Consider the following 24236-nt stretch of genomic DNA (forward strand, 5'->3'; position numbering starts at 1 on the left):
CCCCCCTCACGGAAGGTGACAGGCGACGATGAACCACACGCAGACCTCCGACTCCCAGGCGTCCGGCTCACCGGCATCAGGTGTTCCGGCATCAGGTGTTCCGGCGTCAGGTGCTCCGGCAGGTGACCCGATCAGCGCCGAGCGCCTGGCCGCCGGCCGGAGAGCCTATGACCTGGACCGACAGCATGTCTTCCACTCCTGGAGCGCCCAGGAGAAGATCACCCCCATGACGATCCTGGACGCCGAGGGGTCCTGGATCTGGGACGGGGACGGCAACCGGCTGCTGGACTTCACCTCCCAGCTGATCTTCACCAACGCGGGCCACCGGCATCCCGCCATCGTGCGGGCCATCCAGGAGCAGGCCGCCGAGCTGTGCACCGTGGCGCCGCAGCACGTCAACATCGCCCGCTCCGAGGCCGCGCGGCTCATCACCGAGCTGCTGCCCGAGGACATCCAGCACGTGTTCTTCACCAACGGGGGTGCCGACGCCAACGAGCACGCGGTCCGCATGGCGCGGCTGCACACGGGGCGACACAAGGTGCTCTCCGCCTACCGCTCCTATCACGGGGGCACCCAGCTGGCGATCAACCTCACCGGGGACCCCCGCCGGCTCCCCTCCGACCACGCCGCCGACGGCGTCGTGCACTTCATGCCCGCCTACACCTACCGGTCCCATTTCGGCGCGCAGGACGACCACCAGGAGGCCGAACGTGCGCTGCAGCATCTGCAAGACGTCGTCGCCTACGAGGGCGGCGACCAGATCGCGGCGATCATCCTCGAACCCGTTCCCGGCACCGCGGGGATCTACGTGCCTCCGCCGGGATACCTCAAGGGCGTGCGGCGGCTCTGCGATGAGCACGGCATCGTGCTGATCATCGACGAGGTGATGGTCGGGTTCGGGCGCACCGGCGCCTGGTTCGCCCACCAGCACGCCGGCATCGAACCGGACATCGTCACCTTCGCCAAGGGCGTGACCTCCGGCTACGTGCCGATGGGCGGCGTGGCCATGGACGATGCGATCTATTCCAGCTTCGCGCAGACCCCCTACCCGGGTGGACTGACCTATTCGGGCCACCCGTTGGCCGCGGCCGCCGCCGTCGCCACCATCACGGCGATGCGCGAGGAGCGCATGGTGGAGCACGCGCGCTGGCTGGGGGAGGAGGTCATCGGCCCACGGGCGGCCCGCTTCCTGGAGGACCACCCGAGCGTGGGCGACGTGCGCGGGCTCGGCGCCTTCTGGGCGGTGGAGCTGGTGGCCGACCGGCAGACCCGGGCCCCGCTGGCTCCCTACGGGCAGACCCCGGAGGTCATGGGGAGGATCGTGGCGGAGGCGAAGCACCGCGGGGTGCTGCCGTTCACGAATATGAACCGCATCCACATCGCCCCGCCGATCAACATCTCTGCGGAGGACGCGCTGACCGGACTGGACGCCCTCGACGCCGCGCTCGCGGTGGCCGACGACCACGTGGCCCGTACGGCCGACGACGGTGCGGCGGGCTGAGCCATGTTCGGGCTGCCGACGAGCACCACCGTGATCATGGCCGCGGTCATGGGCTTCTGGGTGGTCTACACGCTCGTGTTCTATGTCAGCACGCGCGGCTGGGCCGTGGAGGACGCCGACTACGAGGGGCGACCGCCCGTCCGCGGTGAGGCCCCCTCCACATCGCGGCACCGGGACGCGGACGGGGGCGAGGACGCATGAGCGTGGAGATCGTCTTCCTGGTGGTCTACTTCCTGATGCTGTTGGCCATCGGGGCCTGGGTCTCGAGGATCAGCACCCGGGACCGAGAGGGCTATCTGCTGGGCGGCCGCAGCCTCGGGCCCGCGGTGACCGCGCTGCGCCTGCAGAGCACCTCCATGTCCGGCTACATGTTCCTGGGCGCCGGCGGGCTGGGCTACTCCCAGGGGTACTTCTCGATGTGGTACGCCCTCGGCGACCTCGGCGGCGGCGTGCTGAACCTCTCGGTGCTGGGACGGCGCATGCGCAAGCTCTCCCACCTGCTGGGCTCGATCACCTCCATCGGGTACCTCGAGCATCGCTATCCTTCGGCGTGGACCCGGGCCGTCGCCGCACCGATCGCGCTGTTCTGCATGTTCTTCTACGTGCTCGCCCAGCTGCTCGCCGGCGGCCAGGGGCTCTCCATGGTCACCGGCCTGGACCTCAACGTCTCGCTGATCATCGCGGTGGGCGTCATCGTGGGCTACACCCTGATGGGCGGCTACCTGGCGGTGGCCTACACGGACTTTGCCCAGGCGATCATCCTCGTCATCGGCATGCTGTGGATCCTGATCGCCACGCTGCAGCATGTCGGCGGGCTCACTGCCGGCCACGAGGGCATCGGGGCGATCAACCAGAACCTGCTCACCATGTGGGGCGCCGAGGGCCAGTACTTCGGGCAGTGGGGCATCATCCTCGGAGCGCTGCTGGTGTTCAGCATCGGCTATATGGGCTGGCCGCACGTCAACGTCAGCCACATGTCCATGCGGCGCCCATCGGTGGCCCGCCGTGCCGGGCTCTATGCCACCGGCTTCAACCTGCTGTTCATCCCCGGCGCGTACCTGGTGGGCATGATGGCGCTGCTGATCGTGCCGAACCTGGACGACCCGGAGATGGCGATCTTCAGCGTGGCCGAGACCGTCCTGCCGTCCTTCGCCGTCGGGTTGGTCATGGCCGCGATCATGGCGGCCATCATGTCGACGGCGGATGCGCTGCTGCTGCAGGCGGGCACCATCGCCTCCCAGGACCTGTGGGGCCGGTTCGTGCAGAAGAACATGTCCGAGCGTTCGGCGGTCGCGGTCTCCCGGCTGACCATCCTCATCCTCGCGGTGATCGGGCTCGTGCTTGCCATGACCCGGCCGCCGGGGGTCTTCGACGTCGTCGTCTTCGCCACCTCCGTGCTGGGTGCGGCCTTCGTGCCGGCCTATGTGTGTGCCGTGTGGTGGAAGCGGGCCAACTCCGCCGGGGCGATCTCCTCCATGATCGCCGGCACCGTCGGGGCGGTGGCCGCCGAGATGCTCGGCTCGGCCGACGGTCTCGGGGTCGACGCCATGGTGGTGGGGATCCTGTCCTCGACCGTGACGATCGTGGTGGTCTCCCTGGCGACGGCGTCGGTGGACCCGGTGCCGGAGAGAGTGCTGCGTGCGGTGGAGGAGACGGCCAAGGTGGACGCCGTCCCGGCCCGGTTCGTCCTCGGGGAGGACGCCTCGCTGGCCACGCAGCGGCCGCAGCAGAAGGGTCGGGAGCGTGGTTGAGACCGTCCGGTCCATATCGGGCGTGCCTCAGGCGTCACCCCCGAGGTCACTCCCGACGGCGGAGCCACCGCTGGTGCCGGACTGTGCCTGGCCGGTGCAGATCGGCAGGGAGCAGGCGGTGCAGACCGTGGCCGGTCGCCTTCCACCGCCCGGGGCCGCGGACCTGCAGGCCGAGCTGCATCTGCATCCGCTGCTCGCAGTGGAGTTCGTGGGCTCCACCCGGCCCGGGGCGCGCAGGCCGCCGCTGACCGGCCACGCGCTGGTCGATCTGATCGGCGGGCGGGCCTATGTCGCCGAGCCCTGGACCGAGGTCGAGTTCCTGGCTCTCGATCAGCTCTCCGCCGCGAACCCCGCGCCTGCGGCACAGATCGGACGGGAGGAGGCCGTGCGCGCCGCACGCCGGGTCCTGGGCAACGTGCTCCTGCGTCGACGTCGCTGGGGGATCGGCGGTGGGCTGACCCTCGGGCGTGACCCGGTCTGCGTGGCGAAGCCGAACTGGTGGATCACCGGCGCTGCTGGAGGCAGGGCCGTCGAGGTGCTGGTGGACGCCGTCTCCGGGCGGCACTACGCGTTCCGCGCGTGAGCGTGCCGGGACACGGCGTCGCAATGTCCCGGTGACGTGACTGACATGTCTGAAGCAGAGAATGAACCTGACGAAACAGTGAGGTCGAGGACGAGGAGAGGTGTGCATGACCTGGCAGAGAAGACCTACACGAACTGCGGTGATCCTCTGGACCTGCGTCATCCTCGGATTCGCCGTCATGGAGTTCCCCGGTGTGCTCTTCTTCCATGACGTCGCCGAGCCGAGGATCTTCGGGATGCCGTTCATCTATGGATTCACGATCATCGTCTGGGCCCTGATGTGTGTGGTCCTGTTCATCGGCTACCGCACCCATTGGGGCCGGAGGAGGGCAGACGTCGACGATGCCGCCCCTGAGTCCGGCGCGGACGGAGGAGAGCACGCATGACCACCACCGAGATCGTCGGACTTCTGGTGATCGGCAGCTTCCTGCTGATCCCCCTGATCATGGGCGGGCTGGCCTCACGGAAGGCTGCGGCCACCGCGGAGGACTTCTTCATCCAAGGCCGAGGCATGGGCTCCATCGCGGTCTTCTTCACCGTGGCGGCCACATGGTGGAGCGCCTTCGCCTTCCTCGGCTCCAACGCGAGCTTCTACCTGGACGGGCCCCTCTACTGGACCGCCATCGCCTGGAACATCTTCTTCGGGGTCATGTACTACCTCGTGGGCAAGCGCATCTGGTTCCACGGCAAGCGGGGCCGCTACGTCACCCCGCGGGACTTCTTCGTGGACCTCTACGGCTCCCGGAAGCTGGGCACCTTCATCGCGGTCATCCTGCTGGTCTTCACGCTGCCGCATCTCCAGATCCAGCTCACCGGCGGGGCGTATCTGATGGAGGTCGCCTCGAACGGGGTTCTGCCGTTCTGGCTGGCCGGGCTGCTGTTCTACCTGGTCATCATCATCTACGTCTGGTCCGGCGGCCTGCGCGCGGTCGCCTGGACCGACATCTTCTACGGCGTCCTGCTCTTCACCGGCATGATCACCGCCGGGATCTTCCTGGTCGGCGAGGTGGGCGGCATGGGCACTATGTTCGACGAGATCGAGCAGATCCAGCCGGAGAACCTGATCCTTGCCGACGGTGCATGGATGGCGTGGATCGCGATGTTCGTCATCACACCCATCGGCGCCTTCATGGGGCCGCAGATGTGGACTCGCATGTATGCGACACGGTCGCCCCGGCTGTTCGACCTGATGCCGTTCCTGCTCGCCGTCGCGGCGATCAGCTATGTCGGCTCCATGCTGATCGGCAATGCCGCGGTGGTCCTGGACCCGGACGTGGAGGCGGCCGATCAGGTGCTGCCACGCATGCTGCTGGACTATGCGCCGATCGTGCTGGCGCTGGTGCTGATCGCCTGCGGTGCCGCTGCGGCGATGTCGACGGCGAACTCCCAGGTCCACGCCATGGCCGCCAGCTACACCGTGGACTTCCATGAGAAGTACGTGCAGAAGAACCTCACGGAGAACAAGCGGGTGTGGGTCGGTCGCTGGGCGATCCTGGTGTTCTCTGCCGTCGCCTACGTGATGACGCTGTACATCCCGGGTCTGCTGGTCACGATCGGCCTGGTCGCCTTCGCCGGCCTGGCCCAGGTCATCGTCCCCACCCTGGGAGCCCTGTTCTGGTCGCGGGCCAGCGTGGCCGGCGCGACGGCGGGGCTGGTGGTCGGCGTCGGCGGCGTCGTCCTGTTCACGGCGGTGCCGGAGGTGCTGCCAGGACCCTTCGCCGCCGGCGGCGGGGGACTGCTGGCGCTGCTGCTGAACATCGTCGTGTTCGTCGGGGTGAGTCTGGTGACCCGCCCGCGGGAGCCGGGGATCATGGCGACGTTCCGGGCGCGGACCCGGGACTTCCGGAAGGAGCTCTGGGACTCGGAGGACCAGGAGCAGACGGGCCAGGAGCAGACGGGCCAGGAGCAGACGGGCCAGGAGCAGACGGGCCGGGAGCAGACGGGCCAGGAGCAGACCGGTCAGGCACAGGCGGACCGGCGCTGAGGGCACGAGCATCACAGACGAGGAGAATCAGCATGACCGAGCAGAGCACGAGCTCCGGGTCCGCGCCGCACCGCGCGGACGGCGACGCATGGGGCCCGGACCGCGAGATGTTCCTGCGGGACTTCCACCACACCACGGGATTCGGCGCCACCGAGGCCGGAGGCATCGATCGCCAGGCCGGCACGCCGGAGCACGGGCAGGTGCGGGACTGGTTCGAGAGCCGCGCCGAGGAGCTCGGCTTCACGGTGACCACCGATGAGATCGGCAACATCTTCGCCGTGAGCCGGTGGCTGGACGACGCCCCGTGCGTGGTGGTCGGCTCCCACCTGGACAGCCAGCCCCTCGGCGGCCGCTTCGACGGCACCTACGGGGTCGTCGCCGCGCTCCATGCGGCGGCCGCGCTGGACGCCGCCGTCTCCGCCGGAACTCTGGTGCCCAGGTTCAACGTGGCGGTGGTGGACTGGTTCAACGAGGAGGGTGCCCGCTTCCCGCCGTCGATCATGGGCAGCTCCGTGTATGCGGGTCTGCTGGACGCCGACCGCACGCGCCAGACCCGGGATCCGCAGGGCGTCACGGTGGAGGAGGCGTTGCAGTCCATCGGTCGCCGAGGGGACGGGCCGGGGCCGCAGGCCGCCGCCTACGCGGAGATCCACATCGAGCAGGGCCGCCGGCTGGAACGGGCCGAGGTGCCCATCGGGATCGTCGAGCGGAGCTGGCACACGCAGAAGCTCCTCGTCAGCGTGGTCGGGGAGCAGTCCCACACCGGCGCCACGCTGATGGCCGACCGCCGTGACGCCCTGGTGGCGGCGTCGCGGGCGGTGATCGCCGTGGAGGACGTGGTCCGGCACTTCGAGCCGGAGTCCATCGTCACCTCGGTGGGAAAGTTCGACGTCGAGCCGAACTCACCGATCGTGGTGCCCCGCCAGGTGGACCTCGTCGTAGACCTGCGCGCGGACCGCCGCCAGGACGTGGAGCGGGCGCGCGAACTGCTGCTGAACGAGTTCGCGGACATCGCCGCGCGCAGTCGCGTGGAGATCAGCGCGGAGGACTTCGACGTCCGGCCCGTCCAGACGTTCCCCGAGGCGGGGCTCGATCTGGCCGCCAAGGCCTGCCGCGACGTCGGGGTGGAGTCCCTGAGGCTCACGACCTTGGCAGGCCACGACTCCATACCGATGAACCGCATCGTGCCTGCCGTGATGCTCTTCGTCCCGTCGGCGGACGGCGTCTCACACTGCGAGCGTGAGTTCACCTCCGACGCGGATCTGGTCACCGGCCTGGAGGTGCTCACCGCGCTGGTGACGCGTCTGGTGACGGGGGAACTGGACGGCGTCGCGCCAGGAGGCCGGCTCCAGGAGGCGGAGGAGGCATGACGGCGGAAGCCATGGCCTCGCAGGCCGACGGTCGCAGCGACTGCCTGGCCCATCTGTCCGCGCGGGAGGTGCTCCGCCGTTTCGCCCGACGGGACCTCGCCCCCTCCGAGTATCTGGAGCAGCTGCTGGAACGCATCGATGCCGACGCGGAGGCCGAGCCGCCGGTGAACGCGTTCACCGAGGTCCTGCGGGATCAGGCGCGCCGTGAGGCCAGGGCGGCGGATGACCACTATGCCGCGGGGAGCGGGACAGCCGAAGGGGACGGGAGACGGCTCGTGGGCCTGCCCGTGGCGACCAAGGAGAAGCATGCGCTCGCCGGACGGACCCTGAGCCAGGGCATGGCCGCCTACGCCGACGAGATCGCGGGCGAGGACCATCCCGTGGTGCAGCGGCTGCGCCGTCACGGCGGGGTCATCCACGCGAGGACCACCTCCCCGGAGTTCTCCTGTGCGACCTTCACCCACACGCGGCTGTGGGGTGTGACCCGCAACCCCTGGGACAGGTCGCTGAGCCCCGGAGGATCCTCCGGCGGGGCCGCGGCCGCCCTCGCTGCGGGCCTGACCCCGCTGGCCACCGCCTCGGACATCGCCGGGTCTACCCGGCTGCCGGCGTCGTTCACCGGAGTGGTCGGCTATAAGGGGCCCTATGGCTCTGTGCCGGGCGTCGGACCCTTCGCCGCCGACTGGTACCGCGGTGACGGGGCCATGGGACGGACCGTGGGGGACGTCGCCCTGCTCACCGAAGTCATCCGCGGGGTCCATCCCGCCGACCACGCCACCGTGCCCACGCAGGCCGTGCCGTCAGCCGACGCTGACCGGGCGCCGGAGGATCTGCGGGGACGTCGCATCGCCTACAGCGCGGCGTTGGGCGACTACCCCGTGCAGCGCTCGGTCCGTGAGCAGGTCGACGCGGCGGTCCTCGCCATGGAGCAGGCCGGGGCGGAGATCGTCGAGGTGTCGCCGCCGTGGACGACGTCGGAGATCCGTGAGACCACGATGGCGCACTTCGGACACATCCTCGCCGAGGGTATGAGTCGACTGCTCGCCGGCCGCGAGGAGACGGCGGAGGACTACACGCTGCGGTTCATCGCCGATGCTCGGGCCCACGCCCGCCGGCTCTCGCTGTTCGAGACGCTCGAACGGGAAGCCGCCATGCAGGCCCAGCTGGCCACGGTCATGGAAGGAGCCGATGTGCTCGTCACTCCGACCTCCGCCGTGCTGGCGCTCCCCGCGGAGGCCCGGTGTCTGGACGGGTTGACCGTTCCCGATGTGGCCTCCGGGGGAGACCGGCATGTGGAGCATTACTGGGAGGCCCATATGACCGTCCCGTTCAACGTGGCAAACAGGTGCCCGGTGCTGTCGGTCCCGGCGGGCGTGGCTCGGGGAGTGCCGGTCGGTCTGCAGATCGTCGGGCATCCCTACGACGAGAGCACGGTGTTCGACGTCGCCGCGCGGTTCGAGCAGATCCGGCCCTGGCGGCACCGGCGGCCGCCCGCACCCGACGACGTCTGACTCATACCGCCTGACCGACCCTGCTGACCCGACCTGCTGACCCGCACCGGAGCACCCACCTGACAGGAGGCCCCACCATGGTGGACACCATCATCACCGGAGCCCGTATCCGGCCCATGACGTCCCAGCATGGTGCGGCCGAAGCGGCCGAGACCGCGCTCGCCGTCGCCGACGGCCGGATCACGCATCTCGGCACCGATGAGGAGATCCGTGCACTGGCCGGCCCGGGCACGGAGATCATCGACGCCGCCGGGGCCGTGCTCACTCCCGGGCTGATCGACTCCCATATGCACCCGGTCTGGGGTGCAGAGCTGGCGGTCGGACTGGATCTCGACGGGCTGACCGAGCTGGCGCAGGTCCGCCAGGCCGTCGCCGCCGCGGCCGCCGAGTTGTCGCCCGGAGGCTGGATCCGCGGCTGGAACCTGGACTACAAGGCCTTCGACGGGCATGGGATCCGCGGCGACCTCCTCGATGAGGCCGCCGCCGGGCACCCATTGGCCCTGATCTTCTACGACCTCCACACGGGCCTGGCCAACCAGCCGGCTCTGGACGCGGCGGGGCTCGACGTCGACCACGTCTTCTCCGACGCCAGCGAGATCGTCCGCGGTCCGGACGGGCGCCCCACCGGAGAGCTGCGGGAGATCCCCGCCTTCATGGCGGTGCTGGACGCCGCACCCCCGGGCGGCGGCGAGGAGGTCGCGGTCCGGGTGCGGCGGATCCTGGCTCAGAGTGCGGCCTCCGGGGTGACCAGTGCGGTGGTCATGGACGGCCGCGATTCCACGCTGAGCACGCTGGAGGAGGTGGAGACGCTGCCCGGGGGTCTGCCCGTGCGTCTCCACATCGCGCTGTGGCACCAGCCGGGAGACGACGATGCCGCCGTCGCGGACCGGACCCTGCGCCTCGGCGACGCTGGGGCCGAGCATCCCGGGGGACCCCGGTTCCAGGTCTCCCTGATCAAGATGTTCCTCGACGGCGTCATCGACGCCGGCACCGCCTGGCTCCACGAACCCGACGCCGCAGGCGACTCGACCCGCCCGTTCTGGCATTCGGTGCGGCGCTACGACCAGGTGTGCCGGGCCTACCATGAGGCGGGATTCCAGCTGGCCACCCATTCCTGCGGCGACGCCGGCGTCGCGCACGCGCTGCAGGTGTACCGCACCCTGGAGGGGGCGTCCGGCCCAGCGCACTCCCTTCACGGGGCACCGCACCGCATCGAGCATCTGGAGACCCTGACCGATGACGACGTCGCGGCGCTGGCCGCCTCGGGAGTGGTCGCCTCCATGCAGCCGCTGCATATGCAGTGGCGCGAGGCGGACCATTCCGACTCCTTCGCGGCCCGGCTGGGCCCGGAGCGTGCCGGGCACGCCTACCGGACTCGGGACGTCCTCGACGCCGGTGGCCGCCTTGCGCTCGGGTCCGACTGGCCGGTGGCTCAGCTGGACGCCCGGCTCGGCATGGCGTGGGCGCAGCTGCGACGGACCCCCGGTGACCCGACGGCGCCGGTGTTCGAGCCGGAGCAGCGGCTCAGCGCGGCCGAGGCGCTGCTGGGGTACACCCGCTGGGCGGCCGAGGCGCTCGGCCGGGAGGACCTCGGCGTCGTCGCACCGGGTGCGGTCGCCGACCTGGCTCTCTGGGAGGAGGACCCGATCACCGCGGACCCGGACCACCTTCCGGAGCTCCCGGTGCGGTGCACGCTGCTCGGCGGGCAGGTCACCGTCGGCTGAGCGTCAGGTTCTGCACCACCAGATCACGTCTGCCCCACCAGATATGGGTGTGCAGACGTGATCTGATGGTGCAGACGCGCGGGGGCCGGGGGCAGCACACGACGGCGACGGCGACGGCGGCGCGGCACGGCCCGCTGGTCAGAGCAGCGTCCAGGCCTCGCTGAGCACGTGACGCAGGATCTGCTCGATCTCCTCGAAGTCCTCCGGGCCGGCGATCAGCGGCGGGCTGAGCTGGATGACGGGGTCGCCGCGGTCGTCCGCTCGGCAGTAGAGGCCTTCCTCGTAGAGCTTCTTGGAGATGAACCCGAAGAGGATCCGCTCGGACTCCTCGGCGCTGAAGCTGGCCCGGCTGGTCTTGTCCTTGACCAGCTCGATCCCGTAGAAGTAGCCCTCGCCGCGGACATCGCCGACGATCGGCAGGTCGAGCAGCCGCTCCAGGGTGCTGCGGAAGGTGCCGGCGTGCTGCTGCACATGCTCGAGGACGCCCTCGGACTCGAAGATCTCCAGGTTCTTCACCCCGACGGCGGTGGAGGCCGGGTGGCCGCCGAAGGTGTAGCCGTGGCCGAACATGGCCCCGGACTGCAGGAAGGGCTCCATGAGTCGCTCTGAGGCGAGCACGGCTCCCAGGGGCGCGTAGCCGGAGGTGATGCCCTTGGCGGTCGTGATCATGTCCGGCTGGTAGTCGAAGTGCTCGGCGCCGAACATGTGGCCCAGCCGGCCGAAGGCGCAGATGACCTCGTCGGAGACCAGCAGCACGTCGTGCTCGTCGCAGATCTCGCGGACCTGCTGGAAGTATCCGGGTGGGGGTGGGAAGCAGCCGCCGGCGTTCTGCACGGGCTCCAGGAACACGGCGGCCACCGAGTCCTCACCCTCCGCCTCGATGGCCAGGCCGATCTGGTCGGCCGCCCATCGGCCGAAGCGCTCCAGGCTCTGCTCATCGGTGACCTCCAGGGCTCCGGCGGTCAGCTCGGAGGCCCGGTAGGCGTTGGTGTTGCTGACGTGCACCGTGCTGGGAACCAGGGGCTCGAACGGCTGCTTCAGTCCGGCGAGCCCTGTGATGGACAGTGCTCCGTGGGTGGTGCCGTGATAGGCGGTGGTCCGGCTGATGACCTTGTGCTTGCCGGGGCGTCCCGTCAGCCGGAAGTAGTTCTTGGCCAGCTTCCAGGCGGTCTCCACGGCCTCGCTGCCGCTGTTGGTGAAGAACACGCGGTCCAGGTCCCCGGGTGTGAGACCGGCGAGCCGTTCGGCCAGCTCGATGGCGGGCGGATGCGCATAGGACCACAGCGGCATGAACTCCAAGGTCCCCATCTGCTGCGCGGCCGCCTCGGCGAGATCCCGCCGGCCGTGGCCCAGCTGGGAGGTGAAGAGGCCGGCGAGCCCGTCGATGTAGCGCTTCCCGTCGGCATCCCACAGGTGGACGCCCTCTCCGCGCGTCATGATCGGCACGCCGGTCTCGGGAAGGTCGCCGTGCCGGGTGAAGTGCATCCACAGGTGCTGGGTGGCCGCGGACTGGAGGCGGGAGGCCTCCTCCGGGGGGAGGGCTCGTTCAGTCATGGACCCATGGTGCCCCGGGGCACCCTCGGATTCAAGAGAATCAGCGAACTTTATCTGTATCAGCGACGAAATCAGTTGTTCACAAGCCGATGCTTGGCTTGATCCGTACATCCCCTGTAGCGTAGGTCGAAGTGACCTGGATCACATCAGACGCGCGGCTCGCACGGAGCCGAGCAGGAGATAGGAGGCCACGGATGGCACTGACGGAGTTCTTCAACGTGATCGACGGCCAGACGGTGCCTGCGGTCACCGGGGCGACCTATGACGTCATCGCCCCCCACACGGGCGAGGTCTACGCCCGGGCGCCGCTCTCCGGAGCCGACGACGTCGACGCGGCCTTCGCCGCGGCGGCCCGGGCCTTCGAGAGCTGGAAGCGGACGACTCCGAAGGAACGTGGCGAGGCGCTGCTGAAGATCGCCGACGCGTTGGAGGCGCGCTTCGACGAGTTCGTCGACGCCGAATGCCAGGACACCGGCAAGCCCCGTCACCTCACCGCTTCCGAGGAGATGCCGGTCAACATCGACCACTTCCGCTTCTTCGCCGGCGCCGGCCGCCTGCTGGAGGGCAAGGCGGCGGCCGAGTACATGGAGGACCACACCTCCTTCGTGCGCCGGGAGCCGATCGGCGTCGTCGGCCAGGTCACCCCGTGGAACTACCCGCTGCCCATGCTGATCTGGAAGGTCGCCCCCGCCCTGGCCGCCGGCAACACGATCGTGCTCAAGCCCAGCGACACCACGCCGGCCACCTCCACGCTGTTCGCCGAGCTCTGCGCACAGATCCTCCCGCCGGGAGTGTTCAATGTGATCTGCGGGGACCGCGACACCGGCCGCGCCTTGGTCGCGCACCCGGTGCCCGAGATGGTCGCCATCACCGGGTCGGTGCGCGCGGGCATGCAGGTGGCGCAGGCGGCCTCCCAGGACCTGAAGAAGGTGCATCTGGAGCTCGGCGGCAAGGCCCCGGTGATCGTCCATGACGACGCCGACCTCGCCTCCGCCGCCGAGGGCATCGCGGCGGCCGGGTACTTCAACGCCGGCCAGGACTGCACGGCGGCGACCCGTGTGCTCGTCCACGAGTCCGTCCACGACGAGTTCCTCGCCGCGCTGAAGGCACAGGCCGAGAGCACCACGCTGGGCGGCCCCGACGATGAGGCCGACGTCTGCCCGCTGAACAACGCGGACCAGCTGGCCACGGTCACCGCGAAGGTCGACGCGCGGCCGGAGCACGTGCAGCTGATCACCGGCGGGCACCGGGTGGGGGAGAGCGGCTACTTCTACGCCCCCACGATCCTGGACGGGCTCGCCCAGGACGACGAGCTCATCCAGGAGGAGATCTTCGGCCCCGTCATCACCGTGCAGACCTTCTCCTCCGAGGCCGAGGCCCTCACGATGGCGAACGACGTGAAGTACGGGCTGGCCTCCAGCGTGTGGACCACCGATCACGGCCGGGCGATGCGGGCCGCCAAGGAGCTGGACTTCGGCTGCGTGTGGATCAACACCCACATCCCCTACCTCTCGGAGATGCCGCACGGCGGCTTCAAGCACTCCGGCTACGGCAAGGACCTCTCCCTGTACGGCCTCGAGGACTACACCCGCATCAAGCACGTCATGAGCTTCATCGGAGACGGCGAGTAGGACGGAGCGTCATGGAGACCACGACGACCACTGGCTGGGGGCGGCGCGCGCTCCAGGGCGCGCGCCCGGTCCCGCTGTGGCTGGACACCCCGGACCGCCCCGCCGCACGGCCTCCCGTCAAGGACGGGGAGCAGGCGGACCTGCTGGTGGTCGGCGGCGGGTTCACCGGACTGTGGACTGCCCTGCGCGCCGTCGAACGTTCACCGGGCACCCGGGTGCTGCTGGTGGAGGCCGACAGGCTCGCCGAGCAGGCCACCGGACGCAACGGCGGTTTCTGCGAGGCCAGCCTGACCCATGGGGAGGAGAACGGCCGCAGCCGCTGGCCGCAGGAGTACGAAGCCCTCGAACGCCTGGGGCTGCGCAACCTCGACGAGATCGAGGAGACGATCGCCCGGTACGGCATCGACTGCGGCTTCGCACGTGGCGGGTCGCTCACCGTGGCCACCCGCCCCCATGAGGTCGCCTCCCTCGCTCCGGAGGACCCCGGGTTCCTCGACGCCGAGGCGGTGCGCACCCACCTGGACTCGCCCACCTACCTGGCGGGACGGCACGACGCGCGCGGCACCGCCGTCGTCGATCCCGCCCGCCTCGCCTGGGGCCTGGCCGAGACCGCCGAACGTCTGGGGGTGCGGATCGCCGAGCGCAGCCGCGTCACGCAGCTGCGGCAGCTCCCCGGCGGCGACGGCGTCACGGTCCGGCTCCAGACCCCGCACGGCTCCGCGGGCGTCAGCGCCAGGCAGGTGGTGCTGGCCACCAACGCCTTCCCGAACCCGCTGGGCCGCTCGTGGCGGCATCTGCGCACCCGCTGGGAGACCGTGCCCGTCTACGACTACGTCCTCGCCACCGAGCCGCTCACCGCCGAGCAGCTGGCCGCCCTGAGGTGGGACCCCGCCGTCGGCGTGGCCGATGCCGGCAACCAGTTCCACTACTACCGGATCACCCCGGACCGGCGGATCCTGTGGGGAGGCTACGACGTCGTCTACCACTTCGGCCGGTCCATCCGGGAGGACCACCTGGACAGGCCGCAGACCTTCCAGCGGCTCGCCGACCACTTCGCGGCGACCTTCCCCCAGCTGGAGGGCATCCGATTCACCCACCGATGGGCCGGGGTCATCGACACCTCCACTCAGTTCTGCGCCCTGTTCGGCCAGGCCCACGGGGGTCGCACCGTCTACGCGACCGGGTTCACGGGCCTCGGGGTGGGAGCCTCCCGCTTCGCCGCCGACGTCATGCTGGACCGGCTGCAGGGCCTGGACACCGCACGCACCCGGCTGGAGATGGTCCGGAAGCGCCCTCCGCCCTTCCCACCGGAACCCTTCGCCTGGCTGGGGATCATGATCACCACCTGGGCCCGTGCCCGGGAGGACGCGACCGGGCGGCGCAACCTCTGGCTCCGCACCCTGGACCGGCTCGGACTCGGATTCGACTCCTGAGGGGGAGCAGATCCGCAGCCACCACCCGCAGCCCACCGACCACTCGCAGCACGTACTTACCCGTCCAGCACCCGCACCACCGCCAACACCGCACCACCGCCAACACCGCTTCACCGGCACCGAGGAGGACCCCATGACCCGCACCCCCGACTCCCTTCCCCAGGACCCCATGATCCGCTCGCTGGTCCGCTCCCAGCTGGCGGGTCGCCGCGTCTCCCGCCGCCGACTGATGATGGGCGCCGGCGCGGCAGGACTGCTCGGGGCACTCAGCGCCTGCGGCACCGGGGGAACCCCCGGCGCGGAGGAGGGTCCGGCCGAGGACCTCTCCGACGAGTCGATGGCGCTGTTCTGGGCCAACTGGAGCCTCTACCTGGACTATGACAGCGGCGCCGGCACCTACCCGACCCTGGAACGGTTCCAGGAGGAGACCGGGATCAGCGTCACCTACGCGGAGGACATCGACGGCAACGAGAGCTATTACGGCACCGTGCAGAACCAGCTCCGCCAGGGGCAGGGCTTCGGCCAGGACATCGTCACCTTCACCGACTGGATGGCGGCTCGCCTCATCGCCGCCGGCCAGGTCCGCGAGCTGAACCATGAGAACATCCCCCACCTGGACAACCTGCTGCCCGGCCTGCGCGATGTCGGCTTCGACCCGGACCGTCGCCATTCGGTGACCTGGCAGTCCGGCATGACCGGGCTGGCCTGGAACAAGGAGTCCGTGCCCGACGGCGTCCACTCGGTCACCCAGCTGTTCACCGACCCCGACCTGCGCGGCCGGGTGGTGGTCCTGGACGAATGGCGGGACACCCTGGCCCTGATCATGCTCGACCAGGGTGCGGACGTCACCTCCTTCGACAGCGACGACTTCGAGTCCGCTCTGGAGCTGCTGGAGGAGAGCATCTCCAATGGGCAGATCCGGCAGGTCCGGGGCAACGCCTACATGGAGGACCTCGTCTCCGGGGACGCCCTGGCCGTGATGGCCTGGTCCGGCGACATCACCCAGCTGAACCTCGAAGAGGGGGACCGTTGGGAGTTCGCCCTCCCCGAGGCCGGCGGGGCCCTGTGGTCCGACAATCTGCTGATCCCCCACGGCGCGGAGCACCAGACGAACGCCGAACGGCTCATGGACTTCTACCTGCAGCCCGACGTCGCGGCCGAGGTCGCCGCCTACGTCAACTACGTGTGCCCCGTCCAGGGAGCCCAGGAGGCCATGGAGGAGATCGACCCGGATCTCGCCGAGGACCCGATGATCTTCCCCACCGAGGAGATGCAGGCGGACCTGCACACCATTCGCAGCATGGACGCCGAGGAGGAAGCCGAGTTCACCGACCGGTTCCAGGCGGTGATCGGGAACTGATGTCTGCCACCGGCAAGGACCTCGCCCTGCGAGGCATCACCAAGCTGTTCAGCGGATTCACCGCCGTCGACGACCTCGACCTCCACGTCCCGGCGGGCAGCTTCTTCGCGCTGCTGGGACCCAGCGGCTGCGGCAAGTCCACCACGCTGCGGATGGTCGCCGGCCTGGAGCACCCCACCCGGGGACGGATCCTCATCGGCGACGACGACGTCACCGGCACCAAGGCCCACCAGCGGGAGGTCAACACCGTCTTCCAGAGCTACGCGCTGTTCCCCCATCTCAGCGTCCTGGAGAACGTGGCCTTCGGTCTCCGACGCCGCAAGGTGCCCGACGCGCTCGGCCGCGCCTCGAAGGTGCTGGACCTCGTGGAGCTGGGGCATCTGGCCCAGCGGCGCCCCGCCCAGCTCTCCGGCGGCCAGCAGCAGCGGGTCGCCCTGGCCCGCGCCGTGGTCAATGAGCCCCACGTGCTGCTGCTGGACGAGCCGCTCGGCGCGCTGGACATGAAGCTGCGCCGCCAGATGCAGGCCGAGCTGAAGCAGATCCAGCAGGAGGTCGGCATCACCTTCATCCACGTCACCCACGACCAGGAGGAGGCCCTGACCATGGCCGACACCGTGGCCGTGATGAACGCCGGCCGCATCGAACAGATCGGTCCACCCGGAGAGCTCTACGACCTGCCGCGCACCGCCTTCGTGGCGAACTTCCTGGGCAAGTCCAATCTCTTCGAGGCCGAGGTGGTCGACGCCGCGGGGCCCCAGGGACTCACCGTGCAGTTCGGCGAGACCACCTGTCGGCTCGCCGCCGAGAGGGCCGTGCAGCAGCAGGGCCGGATCGTCGTCGGCATCCGCCCGGAGAAGATCGTCCTCACCCGCGCCGGACGCCGGCCCGCCGACGCCCAGGCCGACTGGACCCGCGTCACCGGAGGACGCGTGCGCGACGTCGCCTACACCGGGGTCTCCACCGAATACGAGGTGGAGGTCCCCGGGGCGGGGAGCCTGACCGTGTTCTCCCAGAATCTGCGCACCGAGGTCATCGGCCCCGGCACCGAGGTCGACCTGTGGTGGGAGGACGCCAACCTGTTCGGACTGGCCGGCGGCTCCGACACCGAGGCCGGCGTCGAGGAGCTGTGATGGCCGTGAACACCACCCCCGGCGCCGCCGAGGAGCTCACCACCCCGCAGGAGCATGTGGAGCCGCCCATCCCGCCCGAACAGTCCGCCGAGGAGCGCCGCACCTGGCGCGCCCGCGGGCGGCTCGGCATGCTCCTGGTCATCCCCGGGTTCGCCTTCATCACGCTGTTCTTCGTGGTACCGGTGTTCTCCATGCTGGCGATGTCCCTCTACGTGCGTCCCGAGGGCGCCGTGCCGGGAGAGTTCGTGCCCGGGTTCAACATCGCCACCTATGCGCACGTGATGACCACCTACGGGAACACCTTCGTGCGGTCGTTCCTGTTCGCCACCGTCGCCACCGTGGCAGCCCTGTGCATCGGCTACCCCATGGCCTACCTGGTGGCGGTGCGGCTGCGCGGCCGGCACCTGCTGCAGGGGCTGCTGCTGGTGGTCATCATCGCCCCGTTCTTCTCCAGCTTCATCCTGCGCGTGCAGTCCTGGCGGTTCATCCTCTCCGACGAGAGCTGGGTGGTCGGGTTCCTCAAGGCGATCTCCGTGCTGCCCCAGGACGGGCGGCTCACCGCGACCGCGCTCGCCGTCGTCGCCGGCATGACCTACCTGTACCTGCCGCTGATGACGCTGCCCATCTACGCCAACCTGGAGCGGCTGGACACCCGGCTCATCGAGGCCGGCGGGGACCTCTACGCGGGAGGGCTCCAGACGTTCCTGCGGGTCACGCTGCCGTTGTCCACACCCGGGGTGATGGCGGGGACCATCCTGACGTTCATCCCGGCCTCCGGCGACTACGTCAACGCGGTCATGCTGGGCAACAACGTGGACACCACCACTGTGGGTCAGATCATCGACTCCCGGTTCTTCCACGCGACCGACTATCCTTCGGCCGCCGCCCTGTCCGCGGTGCTGATGGCCATCATCCTGATCCTCGTCACGCTCTACGTGCGCCGCTTCGGGACGAAGGAGATCGTATGAGGGGAGAGACCATGAGCACGGATCCGGCCACCCGTCACGCCGCGCCCACGCCCCGACGCCGGTTCGACGCCGGCCGGTGGTTCGTACCGGTCGTCGGTGGGCTGGCGTTCCTCTACCTGCTGGTCCCGATCGCCTACATCTTCGTGTTCTCGTTCAACGACGCCGGCCGGACCAACCTGACCTGGCGCGGCTTCACCCTGGCCAACTGGCAGGACCCGTGCCGCCCCTCCCAGCTGTGCGAAGCGTTCGGGAACTCGCTGATGGTGGCGGTCATCGCCACCACGGTGGCCACCGTGCTGGGCACCATGATCGCCTTCGGGCTCGAGCGCTACCGGTTCCGCTTCGCCGGCTCGGCCAACATGCTGATCTTCCTGCCGCTGGCCACCCCGGAGGTCGTGCTGGGCGCCTCGCTGCTGTCCCAGTTCCTCAACCTGGGGGTCCAGCTGGGGATGGGCACCACGGTGCTCTCACACATCATGTTCTGCATCTCCTTCGTGGTGGTGGCCATCCGGGCACGCATCGCCACCCTGGACCCGGCCCTGGAAGAGGCGGCCGCGGACCTCTATGCCTCGGGGCGCACCGCGTTCTGGAAGGTGACCTTCCCGCTGCTGATCCCCGGCATCGCGGCCGCGGCCCTGCTGAGCTTCGCGATCAGCTTCGACGACTTCATCGTGGCGAACTTCAACTCCGGGGCCTACACCACCTTCCCGCAGTACGCCTATGTGGCCGCGCGGCGAGGCATCCCGGCCGAGGTCAACGTGCTGGGATCGGCCATGTTCCTGGGCGCGATCGCGCTGGTCGTCGGCGTCCAGGTGTGGCGGTACTGGCGGGGCAGGAAGCTGGCGGCGCTGTGAAAGGCTGGGGGACATGGTGAAGAACAGGAACCACCGGGCGGCCGAGATCGACGACGTCAACAAGGCGATCATCGAGCTGCTGCAGCAGGACGGCCGCCGCTCCTTCGCCTCCATCGGCAAAGAGGTGGGCCTCTCCGAGGCCGCCGTCCGGCACCGCGTGCACCGGCTTCAGGAGCTGGGGGTCATCCAGATCGTGGCGGTCACCAACCCGCTGGAGCTGGGGTTCCCGCGGCAGGCGATGATCGGCATCAAGGTCGAGGGTGCGCTGGAACCGGTGGCCGCTGAGCTCGAGGCCTATGACGAGGTCGACTACGTAGTGATCACCGCCGGGGCCTTCGACCTGCTGGTGGAGGTGGTCTGCGAGGACGACGACCACCTGTTGGAGATCATCTCGCAGCGCATCCGGACCCTTCCCGGGGTGGTCGGCACGGAGACGTTCATGTATCTGAGCCTGCGCAAGCAGACCTACACGTGGGGTGTGCGCTGAGCCGGGCTCGGAGCCAGCTGTGGGCAGAGTCTCCTCCTCAGGGCTGAGGGCGGAACGGGGCGGCGCCTCTAGAATGGGGCCGGGCGTGCCTGCGCCCGGTGTCCCCGCTCGCCCCCGACAAGGACGGAGCACGTGGCTGCTCAGAAGACGGACGTCCGCACGCCTGCGGAGCTCCGGTCCGCCGTCGACCCTGCCGTGCTGGAGGCCCAGGGGCTGAACTCCATCCAGGTGGCCGAGCGCCAGCGGCTGCAGCTGGCCAACGTCCAGCCGCACACCACCTCCCGTTCCATCGCGGAGATCCTGCGCACCCACCTGATGACGCTGTTCAACCTGATCATCGGGGTCTGCGCGCTGGTCATCGTGATCCTGGGCCGCTGGCTGGACCTGCTGTTCGCCGTGGCCGCCGTCGCCAACGTGGTCATCGGGCTCATCCAGGAATACTCGGCCAAGCGGAAGCTGGACGCGATCGCGCTGCTGCACCAGGACAGCATCACGGTGCTGCGTGACGGGATGCTGGTGGAGATCCACCGGGAGCAGATCGTCCTCGACGACGTCGTGGAGCTGCGCCGTGGCGACCAGGTGCCCGCCGACGGCGTCGTGATCTCCTCCTCCGGACTGGACGTGGACGAGTCCATGCTCACCGGCGAGTCGGATCCGGTGCCGAAGCGCCGTGACGACATCGTCCTCTCCGGCACCGCGGTCCTGGCCGGCACCGGGCGTTTCGTGGTCTCCGCGGTGGGCGACGACGCCCATGCCGTGAAGCTCGCCACCGAGGCCAAGCGCTACCAGAAGATCAACTCGGAGCTGCGCCGCGCCCTCGAGAAGGTCGCATTCTGGCTGTCCCTGGTGCTGCTGCCCATCACCGCGATCGTCTTCAACGGGCAGATGCAGGCCTTCGGCGGGTGGAGCCACGCGTGGGCCTCCGGTCAGTGGCGGGAGGCGATGGTCACCGCCGTGTCCTCGGTGACGGCGATGATCCCGCAGGGGCTGGCGCTGATGACCACCATCGCCTTCGCGGTGGCCGCGCTGCGCCTGGCCCAGGACAAGGTCCTCATTCAGGAGCAGCCGGCGGTGGAGATCCTGGCCCGGGTGGACGTCGTCTGCCTGGACAAGACCGGCACGCTGACCGACGGCACCATCGCCTTCCACGGGGCGGCGCCCTTGGACTCTCGCGGGCTTCCGGCAGTGCAGCACCGGGACCCGTCCTCCACCGCGCTGGAGGGGACCGAGCCGTGGCAGCAGGTGCTCGCCTGGTTCGGTGCGGACCTGCACGCCAACCCGACGGCGGCGGCCCTGCAGGTGCCTTTCACCGCCCTGCCGCGGCATCACGCCGCCTACCAGGTGCAGTTCTCCTCCGCCCGACGGTGGTCCGCAGTGACCTTCGCCGACGACGCCGGGGAACTGGCCGGGCACTGGATCCTCGGCGCCCCCGACATCCTGCAGTCGCCGCATGTGGCGCCGCAGGCCGAGGTGGACCGGCTGCTGGGGCACACGGAGGCCACCGCCGCCCAGGGGCTGCGGACCATGGTCCTCGCCCACGCGCCGCTGGAGGGCCCCATCCTCGACGGCGCCAGCGGACCGTTGGGACGAGGCGAGCGACTGCCGGACGGGCTCATGCCGGTCACCCTGCTGACGTTCAAGGAGAACGTCCGCTCCGACGCCCGGTCGACTCTGGAGTACTTCAGCGCGCAGAACGTGGCTCTGAAGGTCATCTCCGGGGACTCGCCGCGCACCGTCTCGGCGGTGGCCCGGGAAGTGGGGATGCGGGTCGACGGCGACGGCGTGGACGCCTCCCGGCTGCCGGAGGATCCCGAGGCGATGCGGTCGGCGCTGGCCACCCATTCCGTGTTCGGCCGGGTCTCCCCGGAGCAGAAGCGCACCATGGTGGAGGCGCTGAAGGCCAACGGTCACGTGGTGGCGATGACCGGCGACGGCATCAACGATGCGCTGGCCCTGAAGCGCGCGGATCTGGGCATCGCGATGGGCAACGGGGCTCCTGCCACGAAGGCGGTGTCCCGGATGGTGCTGCTGGACGGGCGGTTCGACCGCCTGCCGAAGGTGCTGGCCGAAGGTCGGAAGGTCATCGCCAACACCGAGCGGGTGGCGCACCTGTTCCTCACCAAGACGGCCTACGCGATCGTCCTGGGACTGTTCTTCGGGCTCATGTTCTGGCAGTTCCCGTTCCTGCCGCGCCAGTTCTCCACCGTGGACTTCCTGATGATCGGCTGCCCGGCGTTCTTCCTGGCGCTGATGCCCAACACCCGGCGGTACCGACCGGGGTTCCTGCGCCGATCCGTGCTGTTCTCCATCCCGGCGTCGGTGGCGATCTGTCTGGCGGTCATCGCCGTCAGCGCCGCAGGGCGGCACTTCCAGGAGCCCGCAGCCGGGGTGCAGACGGCCTCCACCCTGTGCCTGACCCTGGTGGGCCTGTGGGTGCTCAATGTGGCGCTGCGGCCGCTGACCACCCCGCGGATGATCCTGCTGGCCTCCATGTACCTGCTGCTGGCGGCGGCCCTGCTGGTGCCGATCTCCCAGCAGTACCACCTCTTCGCCATGCCCAGCGCGGAGCTGCTGGCGGTGGCCTTCGTCGCCGCGATGGTCGGCTCCGGGCTGATCGAGCTGGGGCACCGCTGGCATGACAGGAAGGTGGACCTGGACCCGCTGGACCCGGTGGAGCCGGTGGAGCCCGCCCCGGCCGCCGCGCGGCCGGATCGTCGGTGAGCCGGGGGGCAGTCAAGCCGGGGGCAGGTGCCGCGCGGGCCCGGACCGGGTCCGGTCAGTCGCCGATCACGGAGATGACGAGGTCCTCGCCGCTGGCTCCGACCTGGATGTCGAGGCCGAAGCTGACGTCGTGGCTCTCGTCCAGCTCGCCGCCGTCGAAGTAGTCCAGGGACTCGAAGGTGACCGTGGCGCGGAGGTTGTCCGCCCCGGAGATGGACCAGCCGTCGTCGCCGAAGGTCAGCGAGATGTCGGAGGGGTCGGGCATCTCCCAGGAGATCGTGTCGGCGTCCACCTGGTTCGGAGTGGTGATCCCCATCGGGCAGCCGCTGGGCATCAGGACCTCCTGCTCGGCGCAGCCGGTCAGGTACTCTTCCACCTCGTCATGCAGCAGCTCGGCGGCGGTCTCCGAGGCTTCCAGCTCGATGTCGATCCGGTGATCGCCCTCGGCGGTGACGACGTCGTGTCCGGAGCCGGTCAGCCATTGGCTGTCGATGCCGACGTCGACCACCGTGGGGACGAAGGCCGCCAGGGTGGCGCCGTCCTCGTGGAGGTTCACCGGCTGCCCGTTGACCTCGACCTGGCCGATCCCGCCCAGTGACGCGGCCGGGACGGAGAGCTCCACCTCGGTCATCGCCTCCGGGGCGAGCTTCCAGTCGTCGAAGAAGAACCAGACGCTGCCCTCGCGGGTCATGGGCAGGTGGGCCTCGTGCTGCTCGCCGTCCACCGTGAAGGCCAGGTCGGCGCCGTCGCTGCGTTCCGTGATGGACAGGGCCTCGATCTGCTCGGCCGAGTGGCTCAGCGCCTCGCCGTCCAGCAGAACGGAGTCCACGGAACCGAGCTCCAGGCGGTCCTCGGCGGGAGGGGCCGGTGCGTCCTCGGGCTCGGCGGCGTCTTCGGAGTCCTCTGCCGAGTCCTCGGTCGCGCCGTCCTCGGCATCATCGGGGTCGGCGGCGTCGTCCTGCTGGGTGTCGTCCTGCTCAGCGTCGTCCTGCTCAGGCTCGTCGTCGGTGTCCTCACCGGGGGCCCCGTCCTCCGCCTCGGCGGAGAGCACCAGGTTCTGGGCGGGCCCGAGGGCACCCAGCTCGGGAACAGAGGAGAACATGCCCACGGCGGCCGACCCGTTCCCCGAGCTCAGGGCCTCCCAGTAGTTCTCGGCCGTGGCGTCGGTGGCGTAGACGTGCTCGTCCACCTGCCAGATGCCGATGCCGCTGGCCACCAGCGCCAGTACCAGGCCGCCGCCCCAACCGGCCCAGACGGCAGCGCTGCGCCTGCTGCGCGTGGGCTGACCGGCGGACGCGGCAGGAGCGGCGAGAGCGGGGTGTGGAGGGTGCGCCGCCTGCCCAGGCTGAGGCGGCTGACCCGGGTGGACGCCGTACGGCCCGGGGTGATGCCCGGGAGGCTGAGACTGCGGTGCCCCCGACGGCGGAGTGCCGGGCCTCGGGGGCGGGCCGGGCTGACCTGGGCCGGGCTGACCTGGGCCGGGCTGACCTGGGCCGGGCTGACCTGGGCCGGGCTGACCTGGGCCGGGCTGACCCGGGAACGGCCGACCGGGTGCGTGCTGGGGAGCCTGCTGGCCCGGCGCGTGCTGGCCGGGGCCCTGCTGAGACGGGCCCTGCTGCGGCGGACCCTGCCGGGGAGGCCCAGGCTGGCCGGGCTGCCCGTCTCCAGGACGGGT

Annotated in this window: 19 protein-coding genes; 17 read left to right on the forward strand and 2 right to left on the reverse strand. The window is 70.0% G+C overall.

The window, feature by feature from the left end:
• Positions 1-28: 28 nt before the first annotated feature.
• The 9 genes from Q7C18_RS09385 to Q7C18_RS09425 all read left to right on the forward strand — a co-directional run bounded on the left by Q7C18_RS09385 (position 29) and on the right by Q7C18_RS09425 (position 10423).
• Complete coding sequence (locus Q7C18_RS09385) at positions 29-1501, forward strand: aspartate aminotransferase family protein (RefSeq protein ID WP_311025161.1); 1473 nt, start codon at positions 29-31, stop codon at positions 1499-1501.
• 3 nt (positions 1502-1504) lie between these two features.
• Positions 1505-1702, forward strand: coding sequence for a hypothetical protein (locus Q7C18_RS09390; protein ID WP_070160665.1), 198 nt, complete (start codon positions 1505-1507; stop codon positions 1700-1702).
• A complete protein-coding gene (locus tag Q7C18_RS09395) occupies positions 1699-3252 on the forward strand; it encodes a sodium/proline symporter (RefSeq protein ID WP_311025162.1) in 1554 nt (517 codons plus the stop codon). The genes Q7C18_RS09390 and Q7C18_RS09395 overlap by 4 nt, the downstream gene beginning before the upstream one ends.
• A 73-nt stretch (positions 3253-3325) precedes the next feature.
• On the forward strand, positions 3326-3835 hold the full coding sequence (locus Q7C18_RS09400; RefSeq protein WP_311025164.1) for a hypothetical protein: 510 nt from the start codon (positions 3326-3328) through the stop codon (positions 3833-3835).
• 106 nt (positions 3836-3941) lie between these two features.
• Positions 3942-4220, forward strand: coding sequence for a hypothetical protein (locus Q7C18_RS09405; RefSeq protein WP_311025165.1), 279 nt, complete (start codon positions 3942-3944; stop codon positions 4218-4220).
• Positions 4217-5818, forward strand: a complete 1602-nt coding sequence (locus tag Q7C18_RS09410) for a sodium:solute symporter family protein (protein ID WP_311025166.1) — start codon at positions 4217-4219, stop codon at positions 5816-5818. The genes Q7C18_RS09405 and Q7C18_RS09410 overlap by 4 nt, the downstream gene beginning before the upstream one ends.
• A 32-nt stretch (positions 5819-5850) precedes the next feature.
• The gene (locus Q7C18_RS09415; RefSeq protein ID WP_311025167.1) at positions 5851-7188 is read left to right on the forward strand and encodes a M20 family metallo-hydrolase; all 1338 of its coding nucleotides are present in this window, start codon (positions 5851-5853) and stop codon (positions 7186-7188) included.
• On the forward strand, positions 7185-8699 hold the full coding sequence (locus tag Q7C18_RS09420) for an amidase (protein ID WP_311025168.1): 1515 nt from the start codon (positions 7185-7187) through the stop codon (positions 8697-8699). Before Q7C18_RS09415 ends, Q7C18_RS09420 begins: the two co-directional genes overlap by 4 nt.
• A gap of 77 nt (positions 8700-8776) precedes the next feature.
• Complete coding sequence (locus Q7C18_RS09425) at positions 8777-10423, forward strand: amidohydrolase (RefSeq protein WP_311025169.1); 1647 nt, start codon at positions 8777-8779, stop codon at positions 10421-10423.
• A 138-nt stretch (positions 10424-10561) separates the two neighbouring features.
• On the opposite strand, the gene Q7C18_RS09430 is transcribed toward Q7C18_RS09425, so the two are convergent.
• Positions 10562-11977: an aspartate aminotransferase family protein gene (locus Q7C18_RS09430; RefSeq protein WP_311025170.1), complete on the reverse strand. Its 1416-nt coding sequence runs from the start codon at positions 11975-11977 to the stop codon at positions 10562-10564.
• 194 nt (positions 11978-12171) lie between these two features.
• On the opposite strand from Q7C18_RS09430, the gene Q7C18_RS09435 reads away from it, so the two are divergent.
• The 8 genes from Q7C18_RS09435 to Q7C18_RS09470 all read left to right on the forward strand — a co-directional run bounded on the left by Q7C18_RS09435 (position 12172) and on the right by Q7C18_RS09470 (position 22561).
• Positions 12172-13608: a gamma-aminobutyraldehyde dehydrogenase gene (locus tag Q7C18_RS09435; RefSeq protein ID WP_070160676.1), complete on the forward strand. Its 1437-nt coding sequence runs from the start codon at positions 12172-12174 to the stop codon at positions 13606-13608.
• A gap of 11 nt (positions 13609-13619) precedes the next feature.
• Positions 13620-15041 carry an FAD-dependent oxidoreductase gene (locus tag Q7C18_RS09440; protein WP_311025172.1) on the forward strand — a complete coding sequence of 474 codons (1422 nt, stop codon included), beginning with the start codon at positions 13620-13622 and terminating at the stop codon, positions 15039-15041.
• A 133-nt stretch (positions 15042-15174) separates the two neighbouring features.
• Positions 15175-16401: a spermidine/putrescine ABC transporter substrate-binding protein gene (locus tag Q7C18_RS09445; protein WP_311025174.1), complete on the forward strand. Its 1227-nt coding sequence runs from the start codon at positions 15175-15177 to the stop codon at positions 16399-16401.
• Positions 16401-17531, forward strand: a complete 1131-nt coding sequence (locus tag Q7C18_RS09450; RefSeq protein WP_070160679.1) for an ABC transporter ATP-binding protein — start codon at positions 16401-16403, stop codon at positions 17529-17531. Before Q7C18_RS09445 ends, Q7C18_RS09450 begins: the two co-directional genes overlap by 1 nt.
• Positions 17531-18499 (forward strand): ABC transporter permease, encoded by a 969-nt coding sequence (locus tag Q7C18_RS09455; RefSeq protein ID WP_311025176.1) that lies wholly within the window; start codon positions 17531-17533, stop codon positions 18497-18499. The genes Q7C18_RS09450 and Q7C18_RS09455 overlap by 1 nt, the downstream gene beginning before the upstream one ends.
• Before the next feature lie 11 nt (positions 18500-18510).
• Positions 18511-19353 (forward strand): ABC transporter permease, encoded by an 843-nt coding sequence (locus Q7C18_RS09460; protein WP_070160692.1) that lies wholly within the window; start codon positions 18511-18513, stop codon positions 19351-19353.
• A gap of 13 nt (positions 19354-19366) precedes the next feature.
• Positions 19367-19840 (forward strand): Lrp/AsnC family transcriptional regulator, encoded by a 474-nt coding sequence (locus tag Q7C18_RS09465; protein WP_070160681.1) that lies wholly within the window; start codon positions 19367-19369, stop codon positions 19838-19840.
• Positions 19841-19972: 132 nt separating this feature from the next.
• Entirely contained in the window at positions 19973-22561 is a 2589-nt protein-coding gene (locus Q7C18_RS09470; RefSeq protein WP_311025177.1) for an HAD-IC family P-type ATPase, read from the forward strand.
• A gap of 55 nt (positions 22562-22616) precedes the next feature.
• Here the strand turns inward: Q7C18_RS09470 and Q7C18_RS09475 are convergent, their stop codons facing one another.
• Positions 22617-23777: a hypothetical protein gene (locus tag Q7C18_RS09475; protein ID WP_311025178.1), complete on the reverse strand. Its 1161-nt coding sequence runs from the start codon at positions 23775-23777 to the stop codon at positions 22617-22619.
• Positions 23778-24236 lie beyond the last annotated feature (459 nt).

The sequence above is a fragment of the Nesterenkonia sp. CL21 genome, from assembly GCF_031705515.1.
GTDB classification, from domain to species: domain Bacteria; phylum Actinomycetota; class Actinomycetes; order Actinomycetales; family Micrococcaceae; genus Nesterenkonia; species Nesterenkonia aethiopica.